At 44.4% G+C, this 19,081-nt stretch carries 17 protein-coding genes and 1 pseudogene; 13 read left to right on the top strand and 5 right to left on the bottom strand.

Annotation, left to right across the window (positions count from 1 at the left end; genetic code table 11):
* Nucleotides 1-62: 62 nt before the first annotated feature.
* From VHA02S_RS26545 to VHA02S_RS04730, 8 genes and pseudogenes are all read left to right on the top strand, one after another.
* Nucleotides 63-188, top strand: a pseudogene (locus VHA02S_RS26545) (MBL fold metallo-hydrolase); the annotation flags it as partial.
* A gap of 124 nt (nt 189-312) precedes the next feature.
* On the top strand, nt 313-1,449 hold the full coding sequence (locus tag VHA02S_RS04760) for an efflux RND transporter periplasmic adaptor subunit (protein WP_005444921.1): 1,137 nt from the start codon (nt 313-315) through the stop codon (nt 1,447-1,449).
* A complete protein-coding gene (locus tag VHA02S_RS04755) occupies nt 1,442-2,713 on the top strand; it encodes a TolC family protein (protein WP_038898649.1) in 1,272 nt (423 codons plus the stop codon). The genes VHA02S_RS04760 and VHA02S_RS04755 overlap by 8 nt, the downstream gene beginning before the upstream one ends.
* Entirely contained in the window at nt 2,710-3,924 is a 1,215-nt protein-coding gene (locus VHA02S_RS04750) for an ABC transporter permease (RefSeq protein WP_038898648.1), read from the top strand. Before VHA02S_RS04755 ends, VHA02S_RS04750 begins: the two co-directional genes overlap by 4 nt.
* A 2-nt stretch (nt 3,925-3,926) precedes the next feature.
* The gene (locus tag VHA02S_RS04745; protein WP_038898646.1) at nt 3,927-5,210 is read left to right on the top strand and encodes an ABC transporter permease; all 1,284 of its coding nucleotides are present in this window, start codon (nt 3,927-3,929) and stop codon (nt 5,208-5,210) included.
* Nucleotides 5,211-5,229: 19 nt separating this feature from the next.
* Entirely contained in the window at nt 5,230-5,922 is a 693-nt protein-coding gene (locus tag VHA02S_RS04740; RefSeq protein ID WP_038898645.1) for an ABC transporter ATP-binding protein, read from the top strand.
* Nucleotides 5,923-6,188: 266 nt separating this feature from the next.
* Nucleotides 6,189-7,955 (top strand): hypothetical protein, encoded by a 1,767-nt coding sequence (locus VHA02S_RS04735; RefSeq protein ID WP_038898657.1) that lies wholly within the window; start codon nt 6,189-6,191, stop codon nt 7,953-7,955.
* Between the two features lie 228 nt (nt 7,956-8,183).
* Nucleotides 8,184-9,455: a polysaccharide biosynthesis protein gene (locus VHA02S_RS04730; protein WP_038898644.1), complete on the top strand. Its 1,272-nt coding sequence runs from the start codon at nt 8,184-8,186 to the stop codon at nt 9,453-9,455.
* Nucleotides 9,456-9,606: 151 nt separating this feature from the next.
* Here VHA02S_RS04730 and ati2 read toward each other — a convergent pair whose 3' ends face one another.
* On the bottom strand, nt 9,607-11,094 hold the full coding sequence (ati2, locus tag VHA02S_RS04725) for a T3SS effector inositol phosphatase Ati2 (protein WP_009698443.1): 1,488 nt from the start codon (nt 11,092-11,094) through the stop codon (nt 9,607-9,609).
* Nucleotides 11,095-11,136: 42 nt separating this feature from the next.
* Nucleotides 11,137-11,586 carry an Ati1 family type III secretion system chaperone gene (gene ati1, locus VHA02S_RS04720; protein ID WP_005444944.1) on the bottom strand — a complete coding sequence of 150 codons (450 nt, stop codon included), beginning with the start codon at nt 11,584-11,586 and terminating at the stop codon, nt 11,137-11,139.
* A 378-nt stretch (nt 11,587-11,964) separates the two neighbouring features.
* Here ati1 and VHA02S_RS04715 point away from each other — a divergent pair, with 378 nt between their 5' ends.
* Both VHA02S_RS04715 and VHA02S_RS04710 read left to right on the top strand, forming a co-directional pair.
* Nucleotides 11,965-12,939, top strand: coding sequence for a DUF1852 domain-containing protein (locus VHA02S_RS04715; protein WP_005444946.1), 975 nt, complete (start codon nt 11,965-11,967; stop codon nt 12,937-12,939).
* Between the two features lie 28 nt (nt 12,940-12,967).
* A complete protein-coding gene (locus VHA02S_RS04710) occupies nt 12,968-13,996 on the top strand; it encodes a methionine synthase (protein WP_005444948.1) in 1,029 nt (342 codons plus the stop codon).
* Nucleotides 13,997-14,083: 87 nt separating this feature from the next.
* On the opposite strand, the gene VHA02S_RS04705 is transcribed toward VHA02S_RS04710, so the two are convergent.
* Nucleotides 14,084-14,977 (bottom strand): DMT family transporter, encoded by an 894-nt coding sequence (locus tag VHA02S_RS04705; protein WP_038898643.1) that lies wholly within the window; start codon nt 14,975-14,977, stop codon nt 14,084-14,086.
* A 183-nt stretch (nt 14,978-15,160) separates the two neighbouring features.
* Between VHA02S_RS04705 and VHA02S_RS04700 the strand changes: the two genes are divergently transcribed.
* Both VHA02S_RS04700 and VHA02S_RS04695 read left to right on the top strand, forming a co-directional pair.
* Complete coding sequence (locus tag VHA02S_RS04700) at nt 15,161-15,346, top strand: hypothetical protein (RefSeq protein ID WP_227740459.1); 186 nt, start codon at nt 15,161-15,163, stop codon at nt 15,344-15,346.
* Between the two features lie 41 nt (nt 15,347-15,387).
* Nucleotides 15,388-15,861, top strand: a complete 474-nt coding sequence (locus VHA02S_RS04695; RefSeq protein ID WP_038898641.1) for a MarR family winged helix-turn-helix transcriptional regulator — start codon at nt 15,388-15,390, stop codon at nt 15,859-15,861.
* A gap of 95 nt (nt 15,862-15,956) precedes the next feature.
* Here the strand turns inward: VHA02S_RS04695 and VHA02S_RS04690 are convergent, their stop codons facing one another.
* Nucleotides 15,957-16,976, bottom strand: a complete 1,020-nt coding sequence (locus VHA02S_RS04690; RefSeq protein ID WP_038898640.1) for a DUF2955 domain-containing protein — start codon at nt 16,974-16,976, stop codon at nt 15,957-15,959.
* A 9-nt stretch (nt 16,977-16,985) separates the two neighbouring features.
* Nucleotides 16,986-18,050 (bottom strand): HlyD family secretion protein, encoded by a 1,065-nt coding sequence (locus tag VHA02S_RS04685; RefSeq protein ID WP_005444962.1) that lies wholly within the window; start codon nt 18,048-18,050, stop codon nt 16,986-16,988.
* Between the two features lie 114 nt (nt 18,051-18,164).
* On the opposite strand from VHA02S_RS04685, the gene VHA02S_RS04680 reads away from it, so the two are divergent.
* A complete protein-coding gene (locus tag VHA02S_RS04680; protein ID WP_005444964.1) occupies nt 18,165-19,025 on the top strand; it encodes a LysR family transcriptional regulator in 861 nt (286 codons plus the stop codon).
* Nucleotides 19,026-19,081 lie beyond the last annotated feature (56 nt).

Below are 19,081 nucleotides of genomic sequence, written 5' to 3'. Positions count from 1 at the left end.
TCTTCCGTCAAGTCTTAACAGGATCAAAACAGCAGTGTTGGTGCTTTCGAAGTGAAGTAAAAAGCATTGAGTCATTTCCAAACTGCAAAATCAAAGCGGTAGTGGGTGGCTTTCATCTCGTGGGCTTGCCCGTATTTAATAGTATTGGTGGTACTTTACGCCAAGTTCAGCGATTCACTCCGGCTATTGTCTTTTAGTGATTACATAGCCATACCAAATATGACAAATATCCTACATTAAAGCCGATATTATCCTAGAACTTTGTGTTCACGAGATGGTCACAAGACTACACAACAATAACTGGTATCAATGATGGCAAAAACTTGGCTTGTCTCTGCTGTGAGCGTTGCGCTGCTCGGTGGCGGTGCGTATTACTATCTGCAATCTTCGGCTCAGCCGGAAGCGTTTCCAACTCTAGCGGTGGAAAAAGGAACCATTGAAAAACAAGCGGTCGCTGTTGGTAATATTGTTCCAGCGCACTCGGTTTCTATTAAGTCACAAATTGACGGTATCGTTGGTGAAATCTATGTCAACGTCGGCGAAAAAGTAAAGCAAGGGCAACCCTTGATTAAGGTGCGTCCTAACCCGACACCTCAAGCACTGACGGATGCGTCTACCGATTTGATGCGCAGTGAAGCGGATCTTGAATCAGCCAAACAAAAGCTTGCTAACCTAGAGAGCTTGGTCAAACAGGACATCATTCCTAAAAACTATGACGAGTATGTGAGTGCGCGATCAGCGGTTAAGTCTGCTCAAGCGAATGTATTGCAAAAACGTCAGAACCTTGAGTTGATTCGTAGCGGCGAAGCCTCTATCGGGAATGCACGTTTGACATCGACCATTTATGCGCCGATTGATGGCACTGTTCTTAACCGTAAAGTGGAAGTCGGTGAGCCGATTATTTCTACACAATCAAGCCAAGAAGCAACGGCAATGATGTCACTGGCTGATATGAATAGCCTGATTTTCAAAGGCAGCGTGAGTGAACATGATGCTGCTCAGCTTTCCCCAGGCATGCCAGTTGTGATCACTGTCGCTCCTTATCCAGATGTTGAGATCTCTGGAGTGCTGACTAAAGTGGCCATTCAGTCTGAGAACTTAAACTCACCTGCTGGAAACGCATCCGCGAAAAGTTTCGATAATGGCTTTGGCGTTGAAGTGGGCGAACTAAGTATTCCGAAAGAAGTGCGTTTGCGCTCGGGTTTTTCGTCGACGGCAAAAATCACGCTAAAGAAATCAGAAAATGTTTTAACACTGCCAGAGCGTGCGCTTCAGTTTAATGGCGATACACCAAGCGTTTTGATCCCAGACACTTCTGAACAAGGTTTCCACTCACAACCAGTCAAACTCGGACTATCGGATGGAATTAATGTGGAAGTGCTTGATGGTGTCGAACTGAATGAAGAAATCATCGACAACAGCATGATGATGGGAGCCGCTCATGGCTAAGTTAACTTTGTCCAAATTAGGCTGCGCGATATTAGCTGCCACGTTAAGTTTGCCTAGCTATGCGATTTCTATCGAGCAAGCGTGGCAACAGGCAAAACAAAACGACCCAAATTATGAAAAAGCTAAGATTGGCGTGCAACTTGGCGAGGTCGGTGTTGATGCGAGTCGCAGTTCACTTTTGCCCGGTTTGACTGCCACGGCGTCTTCAAACTGGAGTGAGTCAGCAGACAATACCAACCGCTACGGGGCATCCCTCTCTCAAACCATTTGGGACAGCAGTTTGTGGTCAGACTTAGACCGAGCAAATGCAAACTACCTTAAAGCGCAGTTGGAGTTGACTCAATCACATAACGAATTGGCGCAAAGGCTCCTATCGTCTTATCTGGATGTTGCGAGTGCGCAAGGCGATTTGCAACTGGCGCAATCTAAGCTAGAAGAAGGCAATAAGTTACTGAAAATAATCGAGAAGCGGTATCGTGCAGGTAAAGTGAAATCGGTTGATGTAGAAGAGATTCGTGCGACACAGGTTTCTGAACAAGCGGGTATTTTAAGTGCTCAAGCTGACTTAGAAGTGAAAAGAGCGACACTGGCAGCTTTAATCAACCAAACGCCACAAAATGTCGATCAAATTCGTACTGATTCGCTCATCCAGCCACCAATGTTGGTGAACTCCCAAGAGCAATGGTTGAAACTGGCAAAAGACAGCAGTCCTGAGCTATTAGTCGCTGCGCAAAATGTCAAAGCCAGTGAGTTTGCCAAAGATTCAGCGAAAGGTGGTTACTACCCCACGTTGAAAGGTGACATTGGTTACAACGATGATGATCGACGCAAAGACGGTGAGTTCAACGCTGGCATCACCTTGAGCGTGCCAATTGACCTCAACGGTGCAACGCGCGCTAAAGTTGATGAAGCGTCACTTAATATCCTCAGTGCGAAACAAGATTTGCGTAAAGTTGAAATCGATATTCATAAGCGCGTTATCCAGCAGTTTACTCAGGTCGAGATCAACTGGAACCAAGTGCTGATGGCAAACGAGCTTGTGCTTTCTCGCGAGAAAGTCTTACGCAGTAAAGAGAAGCTTTACGACGCAGGATTGTTGGAAGTCTCAGAGGTGATCAGTGCGCACAACAGTTTGTTTGAAGCCAAAAATAGCCTAAAAACCAACTTGTACAGCTATTGGCGTCAGCGCATTGGTTTGCTTCAAACCGCAGGAAAGCTGGATGATGACACGATGGCGTTGATTTCTCGAGCTTTTAACTCATGACCAATCTATTGCAGCAAACCTGGCAAACTTTGATGGCGCATCGTATGAAAAGTGCGTTGGCAATCATTGCTATTGCTTGGGGTGTCATTTCAGTGGTGGTGTTGATTGCGTTGGGAGAGGGTTTCTATCGTCATCAAACTCAACAGCTTTCTTTTTTGATGAACAACGTCCAAGTGGCATTTCCCTCAAGCACAAGTAAGGCTTGGCAAGGCTTACCGGCTAGGCGTCAAATCAGTATTTCACAAGAGCAAGTTGAGATGATCAAGAGCGCGGGTTTTGTCGAGGATGTTTCCAGTGTGTATGCCAAGTGGGATGGCAGCGTTACCAATGAAAAAGGACAACGTTTATCGAGTAATGTGAGCGGCATAGATTCGACGTATTTTTCACTAATGCAAAGCAAGTTTGAAACTGGCTCGCGCCATATCTCACCGAGTGATATCCACAATCACACACGCGTCGCAGTATTAGGTGAGCAAATCGCGAAGATGGGGGCACTTACCATCGGTAATACAGTGAAAGTTAATGGCATTCCTTTTCTGGTAATTGGCGTACTCAAAAATGAGGACTCTGGTATTTCTTTTGGTGATAACCGTACCGTCTTCATCCCTCAAACGACCTATCGAGATCTGTGGAACACCAAGCCATGGATGTTGTTGATGAAGCCTGCCGCGGGTATGGATGCCTATTCATTTAGGAAAAACGTTGCTGACTTTTATGCGAAATTGCTTCATTTTGATCCTAACGATAGAGATGCGATTGATATGCCAGATTTTAGTGAAGGAGCCTCATTGATTAAGGGGATCTTCCGTGGCATTCAGGTGTTCTTGGGCGCAAGTGGTGCTATGACCATGGCTGTTGGTGCACTTGGTGTTGCCAATATTATGTTTCTGTCGGTGACAGAGAGAACAAGAGAGATTGGGGTTCGCTTGGCGATAGGCGCTACTCAAAAATCGATACTGAATCAGTTTATTTTAGAAGGGCTCATTCTTGTTGCTGTTGGAACCGGAGTTGGGCTGATTTTTGCTTATAGTATTGTGACCTTACTTAGCTCAATCACCCTTCCTGAATGGGTTGGTATACCGGTGATAACACTCGGCTCTATTGTATGGTCACTCTTAGTCACGCTGATTTTGGCACTGATGGCGTCATACTTTCCTGCAAGACGAGCCTCTCGTCTCACACCAGTAATTGCTTTGAGTGCGAGGGCATAATCATGCTGTTACCAATGAGACAAATCTTCCAAGAGATGTCAGCAGAAAAGTTGCGTTTAGGCTTAACGATTTTGGCGGTGGCGTGGGCAACGCTTTGTATCGCTGCCATGCTGGCTGTTGGTGAGGGAATTCGACAGGGCGTGCTGAAAACGGCGCAAAATGGCAATGGTAATCTGATCTATCTGACTGGGGGGATTGCGACGGTTGATCATGGCGCTTTTCATCAAGGTAAATTTCTTACGCTTAAGATAGATGACGCTAAAGTCATCAAGGCATTACCTGAAGTAGCCAGTGTAGCACCCAGCGCGAAATGGAATGAAAACATCACGGCAGGAAACCGAGGATCATGGCAAAAGCCGCTCGCGGTTCCAACGGATTACGCATCAATGACTAATCTGAAGCCTTTACCCGGCGGGCGATGGTTGAATCCACTTGATCAAAAACAGATGCGCAAAGTGGTTGTGCTCGGTTATTCATTAGCTGCGGATTTGTTCAACCCAGTTGATGATTTTAATTGGTTTGCTGCTGTTACCTTACAAGCCGATCCGGTTGGTAAAAAGGTTAAAATTGGTAGCGAAGAGTTTACTGTGGTCGGGGTACTTGCCAAAAACAGTGGACGCGTTGAGCAAGGCGATGACATCAACTATTCGAGCTTTGTTCCGCTTGCGACTTGGCAACGCTTTCATGCAAATGGTGATATTGGTGGTATTAATGTTGAGCCAAAATCGGAGACCGACCGCAAGAGGTTGGCTGAAACCATTCGCCAAGTGATTGCGCGTAAACATGGAGCCAGTGTCAGTGATGAACAAGTCGTACAAGTGGAAGATATGTTCATGCAACAAAAGAGCATGCAGCAGTTCCTGATTGGTTTGCAAAGCTTTCTCGGCATTATTGGTTTTGTCACGCTAGCTGTGGCTGGTGTTGGGATCGCAAACGTGATGTACGCGACTGTTAAACGCTCTACCCGAGATATTGGAGTTCGTATGGCGGTAGGGGCAACGCCAACGGCGATCCGTCTGCATTACTTAGTTCAATCGTTAATGACCATGATGATGGGAGGCGCGTTGGGGCTCGGTGTTACCTACAGTCTCATTTCCGCAATCAGTGCCATCAATCTAGAAGGGAATGTCTTCTATGAGGATCTCGGTAAACCGGTTCCAGAACTTTCGTGGACTGTGGTTGCGATAGTGATCTCTACCTTGGTGTTTATCGGCGTCGCGTCAGCTTGGTTACCTGCCAATCGGGCAGCCAAAGTGAGTCCGCTGGAGGCACTACAAAGTGAATAATAATAACTCTGGAGAAAGCATGGTGAACAAGCCGCTTGTCGAGCTGACTAATATTTGTAAGTACTACGCGAGTGGTGAGGTCGAAGTACGTGCACTAGACGGCGTTGACTTAACCATCAACCAAGGAGAGTTTCTTTCTATTCTTGGACCATCTGGCTCTGGCAAATCGACGCTGATGAATATGCTTGGTTGCCTGGATAAACCGACGAATGGTGAATACCTTTTGGGTGGTCAAAATGTTGCAAGCTTAACTGCTAATGCTCTAGCAGGGATTCGCAATCAAAAGATTGGTTTTGTGTTTCAGAGCTTTAATTTGCTTGAATACGCAACGGCTCTAGATAATGTCGCATTACCGCTTGTGTATTCGGGTATCAAAGCTAAAGAGCGTCGCCAACGTGCCGCAAAATTGTTAGAACAAGTGGGGCTAGGGGATCGACTCGATCACAAGCCGAACCAGCTTTCAGGTGGTCAAAAACAAAGGGTTGCGATTGCACGAGCTTTGGTTAATGACCCGCAAATTATCCTTGCCGATGAACCAACTGGTGCTTTGGACTCCAAATCAGGTGCAGAGATTGAAGCCTTGTTCAACCAACTTCATGCAGAAGGTCGAACCCTCATCATCGTCACACACGACAACGCTTTGGCAGAGCGTACTAAACGCATCATTACGATTAAAGATGGTAAGGTGATTTCAGACCGCAAACCGGATTAGAGATTGTCCTTAGGTGTCTATCGTTCGCTTAAGCGTTGATACTTAACTGTTGATACTTGACTGTTGTCGATGAAAGCGCACTTGGATGTCTGTCTGAGATGCGCTTTTTTATTGAATATTGAGCGAAAAAAAGCGTGAGCTAGGTTTTTAAATAAGCTTATCAATCTGTTAGTTAAACTCTTCTAGTTGCTGAGATTGCGCTAATGTGCCATTGTCGAATCTACGTTTCATGCTAGCGTGATATGACATTCATAGCGGATAAACTTATGCCAAACCCAACGCCAAGAAAAAGTGGAGATCTCCACGTTCAAGCGGTTACTTCTGAAATCCAGCACTATTTACAGGCGAAAACGCTTCCGAAAGCTGATGGGATTGCTTCGGGGACTGCGCGATTTATCATTGAGCAGCAAAGTAACATCTCTCAAGTCCAGAACAAATTTGAGGCTGACAACTCAAATGTCGCTCCTGATCTAACCTTGCATCTAGCTAATGGAGACGTTGTTTGTGTCAACCTGTTCAAAATAAGGCCTAAAAGAGTGATACAGCCAAAGAATTTAGGAGCAAAAAGCTTTATTGCAAAATACTTTGGATCAGCTTCCCTTCAGAGTGAATTCAATGATTACTTTGCTAAGGTTTACCGTCAGTTTTTACTCGATAGTGCCAATCGCATAGTGGGTGATGTGCCTAGCGAGGTCACGGAAAGTGAGTTGCGGCGTTTACTAAAAGAGTCTTGTCCTAAGTTCACGCAAGAACTTGAAGAGTTTCGTAGTAAGCTTCTTTATGAGCTGAGAGAGAAATGCTTTGGCTTGTTTCTGGATGAATATAACCAAGCCTCTGAAACCATCGAAAAGGCATTTAACTCCTTATTTATGACTGACTCCTTCAATGTTATCACTCAGTATGATGGCGAAAGGTTAAAGGGTGTTGAAGAATTTAAAATTGATGTTCACGAGATAAAAAACGTCAGTATATCCAAGGTTGGCTCGAATTCCGTTGGCATTACTGCCGACAATATTACGCTGTTGATCCGATTTAAGTTTGAAAGTGGTCCTGACTCTGCGATCAAGCTAGCGACCAGCTACGCAACACCTAAAGCTGAGAATAAGATCGCTCAGGATAATGCGCGATCTTTGCAGCAGTTTAACGATGCTTTGTCTGTTACACATAAACCTGAAGGTGGGAAAGCGAATTCCAACGCAATCGGCAAGTGCTCCGAAGCTATTTTTTATGCTCAGCTTCTCAAGGTAAACCCAAATGTCATCCAGCTTGATAATCATGCGTTTATTGAGATGTTCGCGAAATATGCACCGGATATTACTGCTACAGAGTTCGAAGGGATACGAGCGACTTCTGTTGGTGCAGTGGATGGTTTAAGCGCGTTTTTGAAAGAAAAGCATGGTGACTTTAAGATCGATTCTATCGAGCTAGTGCCTGATGCGTATTTGGACAACCGCCTCAACACTGCCGATATTGAGTTAGTGCTACGAGTAGGAGATAAGTACGTAACGGAACCTATCTCTCTGAAGGCAATTGCTAAGGCGACCAATACCATTAACTGTAAAAACCCGGGTATTGGGCAAATTTTGGGGAACACTTATTTCGACCTCAGACAAGAAGAGCTCAATGGCACGCTTGAGGCGCTGAAAGAAACGTTCATTAATGATGATGCAGGACGAAGTAGGACGTTGGAATGTCTCTCGGGCAATATTGGTAAACAGCTCGCTAACGCGGTAGAAAATGAGCCACAAAAGCTCATTAAAGGCACTAAAGCGTTGTTGGGTAGTGCGCTGGTGGTTGTGGTCTATTATGCGGACAACAAGTATGCAGTGCTAGAACATGACTTTTCGATTACCAAAGTTCAGGTGCATCGAGACACTCCTTCTTTAATTCAAAACACCTTGTCTTGGTCTCATGGTGGGGATCAAGTGAGATTACGGGTCAAATTCAGTGGGGGTCAATCTCACGGCTGGACATCAATCAAGTTGGCATGCGCTTATACCTTTGCCAAAGAAAGAATCCGCAGTAATGTGTGATTGATATATACCCAAGTGACCTCAAGGCGCCGGATTCAGTGAGATTGGTTTAGGTATATGGATCGAATGTTTTCTGTTCAGCCCTTTGTTTGAAGGGCTTTCTACGGTTGAGAAGTTAAGTAGGTTGTATTTCTGCAACCTTTGTTTGGTCATATAAAACTTGCTTGTAAATGAGAATTACTTTCAATAACATGAAAGATCTCAGTTAAATGGACATCAGTATCTGGAATGCAGTCAGAATCAGTGACCAAAGTAAAGAATGCGTTTCTTTCTGGAATATGGGCGACCTTAGTCAGTATAGGCATCGGATTTACATTCAAAATCTGGCTTGCTGCTTGGGTGCCGAAAACCGACCTAGCCCTATTTCACAGTGTGGTTGATATCATCTCGCTTTCTATGATTCTAATGACTGGGTTTCGATCTTCTATGGTCGTTACTTATTCTCAAACTCAGAATGACACGGATATTATCAATATCTTTCGATTCACTCTGATTTTGGTTGTTTTGATTACTTGGGGAGGTGTGATTCCCTATATCAAACACAGCCTTAGTATCGGAGTGGAGTATCTTCAGTTAGTCGGGATAATCTTTGGTCTTGGACTTAAACTATACTTTACGAACCTCGTCGCGATGTACCGCCTGTACGATATTACTAACCGTACGACTTGGCTTGACCCTTCACTCAATGTTCTTCTGTTTTTGTTCGCCTATTATGTTGCTGGATACAGCGCACTAACGGCATTGTTTTATGGGTTGACCATTTCTTCACTCATTACCGCTTTGTACATGTACATCAGCCGCCGCAAAGTGATTTCTACTCTCCCAATTAAACCGGTACGTTTAGATCCGGACATGTTTGGTTATGTGAAGAAGAGTTTTACAGCTACGCTTGAGGCGGGTGCCAGCATTCTGATGATCTACATCGCGGTGTTACTGACGATTCGTTACTTTAGTGTCGATGAGCTGGGGGACTTTCAGGTGGTAGTTCGCCCAGTATTTACGTATATGACCATGTTGTTTGTTTTCCCTATCTACCGGTTCGTATTGCCAGAGCTGTCGGTCAAAATCCGTAACGGGGAATACCAAGAGATTCAGTTGATACGACGTTGGGTGTTTAAACTGTCGTTTATTGTCAGCGCTGTTTTCTTCACGACGATGCTGCTGTTTGGTTCAAACATTGTCGCTGGGCTTTTCCCGCCGGAATATATGGGTGCAGTACCAGTGCTGTTTCATTTTTCTATCTTCTTTATTTTCATGATGCTCAACGCTTATCAACTTGCGTATATCAAAGCGAATGGTTATTTCAAAACCAGCTTGTTTATTCGTTTGTCAGGTATCGTGACCTTAGTTGTTATGTTCTACGTGATATCCGCATTTACCCACAATGTCGTCGCCATCATTGTCGCTTTGTGTCTTGGTTATCTGATGATGTTTATCTTATCGAGTTTCAAAGAAAAGCAGATTCGTGAATCACTATTGCTCGATCCGGTTCAACCGTAGAAAGCCGCAGTTAATCGGTCTTGCGGGGAAGTGGGAGGCGGGATTGGCTCTGTCCTAAAACGTAAAAAGGTGACCTTACGATCACCTTTTGTATTCATCATTCCTATTCATCTAAATAGATTCACAAATAGGTATTCTGGTTGCGTCTGTCTTAAAGGTTAGCAACGAACTGCTGGTTAAACTGAGCGTTTACTTTGTCACTTAGCTGTTCGTATTTCTCGCTCAATGCAATTTGTTGAGTCTGTAGTTGACCTGTGGTCAGGTTAGCTGTGTGAAGCTGACCCATCTCTTCCATAAAGCCACTTGTTAGCTGGCTAAAGATGGCATCTTTGCCGATGATAAAGCTAGCGAAGTTCTCTTTTACAAACGCTTGTTCATCACTACTCAAGTTTTCTAGGCCAAGACGAGCTTGGTTCGCTGAGGTCACATCATCAAACGTCGCTTTTGCCGGATCAGTACCAGGCTTTAAGTACGCTGCTTCATTTTTGAAGTCTGCTGCTGTATGTGTTTGTGCGTTTTCAATCAGCTTTTGAGAAAAGCCTCTTACTTCAAAAGTAGACTGTACTGGCTTATGGTCGCTGATATTCTCAAAACCTTCAGTGATAACACTGGTTTCATGGTTTTGTAAGTTGCCTGTTTTGTTGGTTAAGCCGGTATTATCGAGCTCACCGAAGTCAGGACGGTCACGACCTTCTTTCTGTTTAATGTTGCCAGTGTGCTTATCAAGTTGCATGTAGGTGTGGCTATTAAGTGGTTTGAACTTAAAACCGTGCTTGGCTAGGTGCGTATCATCGTGTGCGACAGGATCGTACATTACGTCAGAACCTTCAGCGATACGCTTTTCACGCTCATTTAGGTCACCAGTGATCAGAACCTCTTCGTTCGGTTTGATCCCCTCCATCAACTTGTTACCTTCGAATTCACGTTTGACTTCTTTGTTAGAGTCCAAGTGTGCAGAAATGACGTTTAAGGCTTGACCATTGATCTCCAAAGCCGTTTTTACGCCACCCTTGTTACCAGTGATACCCATGAAGAATTCCATGTTTCGACCACCGATACCGTGACGGTATTCAGACTCTTTTTTGACATTAATATCAACGCCGTCTTTTGCAAAAACAGACATTGAAGTATAGCTAACACCTTCACCAAGACCTTTCGTCATAACTTTCATTTTGTTTTGACTCAGAAGGTTCATACCATCAAGCTCAAGATCGTTAGCAAGCAATTTAGACTCTTGTTCCGCAAACAAGACCACATCATAGTCGCCTTTTTGAATCAGGTTCTGGAAGTAGTTCTTTGTGTCTTCCGGCATCTTTTGGTTTGCTTGGTTATAGGTCAAAGTTAAGACCTTAACGTTGCCGCTGCCTTCTTTTTTATGCAGTTGCTGATTCATCTGATTTAGCTTTAAATCACCGTTTTTTGAAGAATCGGCTTTACTAAAGAAACGATTAAAAAAACTGCGATTCTCTTTTTGTTTTAGAGTAACGTCACCATCGCTATTTTTAGTTACGCTGTACTCTTTACCAAATACAGAACCAAATTTAACGGTATCGCCTTCTTTGGCGTTAGTTTTGATATTTTGAATATCTGCGAGGTCTAAATTACCTCGATGCTGGCTATTAATTTGAATTGTAGACATACATTAAACTCGTATTTTAAATAGGGGAATTCGCAGTAGAGATTAAATAAAGATCCCAGCAGGAAGTGTTTCTGGGATTGTCTCTGCGTTATCCGCTTGCTCAATAAAATGGTGCCATTGCTCCATTCTTTCTAACAGTTGCTGAAAAGTGTTCTGCACATAATCTTGAGGTTTGTTTGAGAGAGAAATAACCTTGTAGATAGTTAATCTTCGGCTATCAGGCATTAGACCGATACCAAAACCACCACGGAAAGGTTCAAGTGCGTGTTCGCCAATCGCGATGGCAATCTTTTCTGGAAGAGGGGTTGGTAACTCCACAGGGCTGGTGAGAGACATGTGTAAGTTAATGGTGGCTTCGTTCTTAAATACGGTTAAGAAAAGTGCGTCATCATGGTTATTCGTATCCGATGATAACTCGCACTGAAATAATCCGTTTTCATCAAAATCCGCGCCGTTACCTAAAAAGCTGATACTTTCTTGATAAATATCCATTGTGTTCCTTCTCTGTATTTTTCTGATGGTTCTTATTTGAATGAGAAGAATTATAAAGATGAGGGAATCGCAAGATATTAAGTATGGACGTAAGTTTTTATAATTACTTTCATTCGCTTTGTTGGCTGGTTTTGTCTAAGCCATGAATTTCTTTCATGTTCAACGTGAAGTAATACCAATATTCTTCACGTAATGAAGCAAGTATAAAAAACAGACTGCTCTAGTGTCAGGCACTGTACAGCTGTTTTTGGTCCGAATCCTTCAAGGTAGAACGCTGCACAAACTGACGATTGGGATAATCAAAAAACAAAACCATCCCCAAGAACAGAGCGAGTAATCAGTCAGCGTTTATCTAAGGAAATAGGATACCAAGTCACCATGAATAACGATTTCACCTTTGCTATCAAAAGCATTCGTTTTGATGAGAACTACCAACCGTCAGACAGCACCCGTATCACCACTAACTTTGCAAACTTGGCTCGTGGAAGCAGTCGTCAAGACAACCTACGTAATGCACTACGAATGATCGACAACCGCTTTAATGCATTGGCACATTGGGATAACCCGACTGGCGATCGTTATTGTGTGGAATTAGAAATCATCTCGGTTGATATGGATATCCAAGGCAGTGGTGAAGCATTCCCTTCCATCGAAGTGCTTAAAACCAACATTGTTGACCGCAAAACCAACGAACGTATCGAGGGGATTGTGGGCAACAACTTCTCTTCTTATGTGCGTGACTATGACTTTAGTGTTTTACTGTTGGACCACAATAAAGACCAGCCGAAATTCAGTATCCCAGCAGGTTTTGGTGAACTGCATGGCAAGCTGTTTAAAGCCTTTGTGAAATCAGAATCGTACCAACAACATTTCCAGAAGCCGCCAGTGATTTGCTTGAGTGTATCGGACAATAAAGTGTACCGCCGCACGGAAAACCAGCATCCGGTTCTAGGTTTTGAATACCAGCCAAATGAATCATCACTAACCGAGCAGTACTTCAAAAAGATGGGCTTGCAAGTGCGCTACTTTATGCCGCCAAACAGTGTCGCGCCGTTGGCGTTCTACTTCTTCGGTGACCTTTTGAATGACTATTCGAACCTAGAGCTGATCAGTACCATCAGTACCATGGAGACGTTCCAAAAGATTTATCGACCAGAGATTTACAATGCGAACGCGGTAGCAGGGCAGTGTTACCAGCCAAACTTGAAGAACCTCGATCACTCGTTGACCCAAATCGTTTATGACCGCGAAGAGCGCAGCCAGCTTGCAATTGAACAAGGGAAATTTGCTGAGGAGCATTTCATTAAACCTTATCAATCAATCCTTGAGCAATGGTCTGCCGCTTACGCGTAATCAATTTAGAATTTGAAAGGGAATGACGATGAAAACACTATTACCGACTTCAACAGCAGGCAGCTTACCTAAGCCATCTTGGCTTGCAGAGCCTGAAACGCTTTGGTCACCATGGAAACTGCAAGGCGAGGAACTCATTGATGGTAAACGCGATGCGCTGCGTGTCTCTTTACAAGAGCAAGAATTAGCAGGCGTCGATATTGTTAGTGACGGAGAGCAAACTCGCCAACACTTTGTGACGACATTTATTGAACACCTTAGTGGCGTAGACTTTGAGAACCGAAAAACTGTGACTATCCGTAACCGCTATGATGCGAGCGTGCCGACGGTTGTAGGTCCAGTAAGTCGAACCAAACCCGTGTTTGTGGAAGATGCGAAGTTCTTGCGTCAGCAAACCAAACAACCGATCAAATGGGCGCTGCCGGGACCAATGACGATGATCGATACGCTTTACGACGCTCACTATGGAAGCCGTGAAAAATTAGCATGGGAGTTTGCCAAGATCCTTAATCAAGAAGCAAAAGAGCTTGAGGCGGCAGGTGTCGACATTATCCAATTTGATGAGCCGGCATTTAACGTCTTTTTTGATGACGTGAATGACTGGGGTATTGCTTGCTTAGAGCGCGCTATCGAAGGACTAAAATGCGAAACGGCAGTGCATATTTGTTATGGCTACGGCATCAAAGCTAACACGGATTGGAAGAAAACTTTAGGCACTGAATGGCGACAGTACGAAGAAGTGTTCCCAAAACTGCAAAAATCAAACATCGATATTATCTCGCTTGAGTGTCACAACTCGCGCGTGCCTATCGAACTACTTGAACTGATCCGTGGCAAGAAAGTGATGGTTGGTGCAATTGATGTGGCAACCAACGAGATTGAAACGCCAGAAGAAGTAGCAAATACATTACGAGAAGCACTTAAGTATGTCGATGCCGATAAACTCTATCCTTGTACTAACTGTGGCATGGCACCTTTACCTCGTGAAGTTTCAACTGCAAAGCTGAATGCACTGAGTTTAGGGGCGCAAATCATCCGTAACGAGATTGCTGATTAATTTTTGTATCGATAGTTAAGGATACAGAGAAAACCAAGACTGAGTGCTTGGTTTTTTCTTTACGCACAATGTTAACGACACCAGAGGTTAATAATTGATTACTTCCTGCTCAGTAGGGAGCTTCTTCCTGTATTCAAAGAACTGGGCGATCAAGTTGCAGACGACCATTAATGTCATCACACCAATCTGTACGTGAGTCAGGGAATCTCCCATGAGCGTGACGCCTAAGATCATCGCCAGAATCGGGTTAAAGGTGCCAAAGAAGCTGAGCTCATTAGTGGTAATTAAAGGGATGGTATAGACATAAGCTCCGTAGGCCACTGAGGTTAACCCGATGACAATCCAACCCATCGCTAGCCATTGTTCTAAGTTCTCTGGCAATAAAGGAACAGTGATGACTCCCCCCGAAAAAACGTCCCAATAGGCGAGAGGCAATAAAATGATGCCGCCAAAGATGAGCTTCCATGTCAGTAACTTCCACCAATGGATTTTCTTCATCACGTGTTTAGCAACAACACTTCCTGCAATCAATGCACTCATGGCACCAACCAAGAGTAATACCGCTGATAGGCTGATGGGTGCGCGGCTGGTTAAGAATAGATAAGCGGAACACGCCAATAGCACCATTGCCGATATCAATTGGATCATGGAGGGTTTGATTTGATGCGCGATCCCCATGATTGCCAAGCTCACAACAGGCAAAGCGATCATGCCTACTCCAACCAAAGTGCTAGGCAGTCGCAGTGCTGCAGCAAATAACAAACCAAAAAACAACGCAATATTAAGGAAGCCAATTAAAAGCAGAGCAGGGAGCTCTGATAACTTGGGCATAGTTGGCTTTAAAATCAATAGGATGAAGCCAGCAGGTAGGGCTCGCCATACTGCTAGTGCAAAAGGTGACCAACCCACAAACTCTGATGAAACGACGGCGTAAGTCGTTCCCCAAAGTAAGGGCGCTAAGATTGCCAAGATGATTTTCATGCGTTGCCTCGATCCAGTTTTAAGTAAATTATGTTTAAGTAAACATAATTTACTTAAACATAAAATGAGGTTAAAGTCACCTTAATTGATCTTTTCTCTGATCTGCTGAATCTAAAATCAGATCATGCGGACGTCAGGCAAGAGAAAGGAGTAAAAGCATGAGTGAAATAAGAGGTGATGAAGGTGTTGGATTTGGTAAAAGCAGTAATTAAAACCCTAATAGGCTTTTTCGTAGATGTTTTCGCAATTTCAGTAATGGTACTATTTACGCTCGGTCTTATTCTTGAAGTTCTCTACTTCGATGCAAAGCTTGTTTTTAAAAAGCAGCATCGCCGTGTATGGCACAGTGGTGATAAGCAACAAGAGTAGAATGGTATAGAGCGTTATTACACGGATTCATTATTTTGAGCATGACGAGCAAGCAAGTTGCAGAACAGTGGCTATCGATAAACCAAGAGTTGGACGGAAATGTTATTGAACTTGTGACATTGTTTGTTCGGTTTGGTACTTCACTTTCTGACGCCAGAAGCCACTTTTGCAAGAAGCATGGACTAAACCCGTCGGAGTTTGATGTTTTAGCGACATTATACCGTTCTGGCGAGCCTTATGAGCTGACGGCAAAAGCACTCAAAGAGCAGACATTATTGCCATCTTCAGGCGCACTATCAAACCGATTGGAGCGCTTAGAAGCAAAAGAGCTTGTCGTCCGAAAACATGATTTAGTTGATAAGCGCTCAGTTAAAATATCGTTGTCAAAACAAGGGCTAGCGCTGGTTGCCGCAATGGGGCCCGAGTTTTTTGGTGAAATGGCAACGTTATTTGCAGCACTTCCCAATGAACAGCGACAATCGCTGTTGAGTTTGATGAGCTCACTTCAGTCTTAAGCGCGTAACCTTAGTTAAGCATTACGGGATATAAAGCTCGAATGCCGCTCACAGTAAAGTGAGCGGCATACTTCGTTTTCCGCCTCAGACAAGGCTTAATTCAATTCCACGTTCTTCACCTCAGGATGCTTCAATAACATCACTCGAATCCAATGGTGTACTACCCACATCACCATGGCAGTCAGCAATACCGCAACAAAGATAGAGCTAAAACGGTACAAGATGGAGAAGAATGCGTCTTTCTGTTCTGGCACTAAGGAAGTGGTGAGTGGTACAGATAACGCCGACATTGCCGAGAAGGCGATAGCTGCTTTGACCTGACCTTTAGTCAGCCACAAGCAGAAAGGTCCCATTGCAATAGTAAACGCCAGCCAAAACAACAGACCGTAGCCAAACCAACTGCCCAAGATTAACTGCACCGCCATACCCGCGATACAACCTAGCGCTGTACCGATGATACGGATTTTCGCCATGGCCATTGAGCCCGCCAGTGTCATTGGCGTTAGGATGATGAGGATCGAAGCCTGCGCCGAAAGCGAGTCGTACAAATCACCTATTTGGAACACCAAAAATGCCGCCATTGCTACCACCCAACCCATAGCAACTTGGCTGATGTAGTCGATATCGCTTTTTACTGGCGTGGTCATTTCTATTTGCAAGATCTTCGACTCTGGCTCTGGGAATAACCAATAAGCGAGAGCACAAACGAAGATGTTACTGAAAGAGATCACCCAAAGATTGACGTTGAACTCTTCAATATCCATGAAATCGTAGCTAGCAAAGTTCAGAACAATCGAGCCAACCAATAACCCCATGTAGCCAAATAAATACGTCTTTGGGTTCATCATTGCAACGCACTTAAACAACATCATAATGCCCACCGCAGCAAACATTAGTAAGGGATGAAACTGAAGGTATTCAAGAATAAAGGTCGCTTGTACTGTGGTCCAAATTGCGGAGAAGAAGACCATCAAAACTAAGGGTAAGCTGAAGTGGTCCATGCGTCCAAGAACGAACAATGGCAGCATGATGGCAAAAAAGCCGTAAGACCAACCAAAGATCATGCTCAATGCCAATCCCATTGAGCAGCCAAACCAAATGCGTAGTGTCTTCATCACTGCCACCTAATAGATAAAGTGGAACCAGCTTGCGAGGTGGATCTGTGCTTGTGCCATCAGTTCCCAGAATGGACTGTTGTCTGGGTAAAGCACAATGGTGGCACGTGAACCGACGAATAACGATGAAGGAAGCGCCTCTTGGCTGGTCAAATTAACGCGAGTGCGCTGCGCATCACGTACCCAACGATTGTTTACTTCTACTTTGGTCAGTGCACCGTTCGGCGTTTGTTGTGCCGCAGCAACACCATAATCACGACTGGATAAATCGAAATCGTATACTGAGCCTGGATTGGCATCGAACGCCACCATTGCGTGATAGTTTTTATCAACTCCTGCGACGGATTTTTCTCGAAAATCTGCTGCAACCCACATAGAACCAGTTGGGACAAATGTCAGCATTGGCATATTGGTGTTTGCCATGGTCCCCACTTCTAACTGTAGGTTCGTTACAACGCCGTCGCTTGGTGCCATGACTGCCGTATTGGCAAGATCGAGCTGGGCTTTTTCAATGCCATTTTGGGCAATACGTACCGCAGTGCTTTGCCCTTTTTTATCCCCCAGTTGCGCTTCAATCACTTTCAGGTTTTGTTGTTCGGCTTTAAGTGCCGCGCGAGAGACTTGGTTTTGCGCATAAGCGTTGTCTAGCGTGGATTGTGAAATCACCTTTTGTTTAGACAGCTTTTGTAATCGTGTGTACTCACGATGAGCGTTGTTATAAGTCGCTTCGGCGCGCGCAATGTTTGCTTGCGCAGCTTCACGTTGAGAGTAAAGGGTCGCTTCTTTTTCATATGCCGATTGTAGAGACAGTTTGGCTTGCTCTAGAGCAATCTTGTATTTTCTATCGTCAATCTTGAATAGGACATCACCTTGGTGAACTGACTGGTTATTTTCAATCAGTACGTCGGTCACTTTTCCTGAGACTTCAGGTGCAACTTGCACCACATAACCCTGCACTCGACCTTCGGTGGTGATAGGTGCGTGGCGGTCGGCAATAATAATGTAGAAAAATAGTACAATGAACAGGACAATAAGTGTTCGCATCCAGTGTTTGAATTTATGATCCGCTGTCATAACTGATACCTGAATTTATGGGGCTAACAAGCAAATAAGACAAAGGATTATAGAGAAGTTGGTCACAGTTCAGTAGAATGGCAATAAGTGCATGAGCGACCTAAAAGTAGGACAATGAACGTAAGCTTTGATGATCTTCACTTGTTTAGCCAAACCGTGGTGCACGGTGGCATTAGCGCGGCAGCGCAGGCAAATCAATTGCAGCGCTCAAAAGTAAGCCGTCGCTTGCAGGAATTAGAGAAAGCCTTAGGCTGCCCATTATTGATCCGTACAACACGAACGATAGAGTTAACCGAACATGGTAAGCGTTTGTTTGAATTGGTTGGGCAACCGATAGAACATATTCAGCAAGGCTTGAATGTCATGCATGAATATCAACAAGAGTTGACGGGGAAAGTGCGTGTCGCGATTCCATCCGCCTTGATGAGCTCGGCAGCATTTAACTGGATTATAAACGAGTACACCACGCGTTATCCTGAGATGTCGGTTGAGATTGAAAACCATCAAGAGAGTGTGGATCTCAAGCGCCAAGCGTTCGATCTACAACTCCTACCGAGTGTGGCCAAAGTGTCTGATGACAGTTACGTTCAATTCAGCTTGTTGCCATATCGTAGCCACTTCGTTGCATCTCAAGCTTACCTTGAAGCGCATCCACCGCTGCAAAGTATGGAAGATTTAAAGCATCACCGTTTGCTCACAAATCGCTACAACGCCGATTTGTTAGACCCTGAACTTCATGTCGCTGTGAGATCGGACGATTTAAATTTGCTACGTCTAATGGCGATTGCTGGTAATGGCATCGCCTTTATTCCACAGGTGCATTCAAAGCCAGCGCTGGAGGACGGCAAGCTGGTCGAGGTTTTGCCGGAATTTACCCATCCTAAGCAGCATTTGACACTGATTTATCCTTCTAATTTGTTCTTACCCAATAAGGTAAAGGCATTGATTGATTTGTTTAGAGAAAAATTCAAATAGCGTGAGCAGACAGTCACTTTGTCACTTTGCTTGACGGCAGAGATACCGATTCTTGA

Source organism: Vibrio harveyi NBRC 15634 = ATCC 14126 = KCTC 12724 (assembly GCF_001591145.1).
Classification (GTDB): domain Bacteria; phylum Pseudomonadota; class Gammaproteobacteria; order Enterobacterales; family Vibrionaceae; genus Vibrio; species Vibrio harveyi.
The sequence above is the reverse complement of the archived record's forward strand: the minus strand, read 5'-3'. Positions and strand labels throughout refer to the sequence as shown.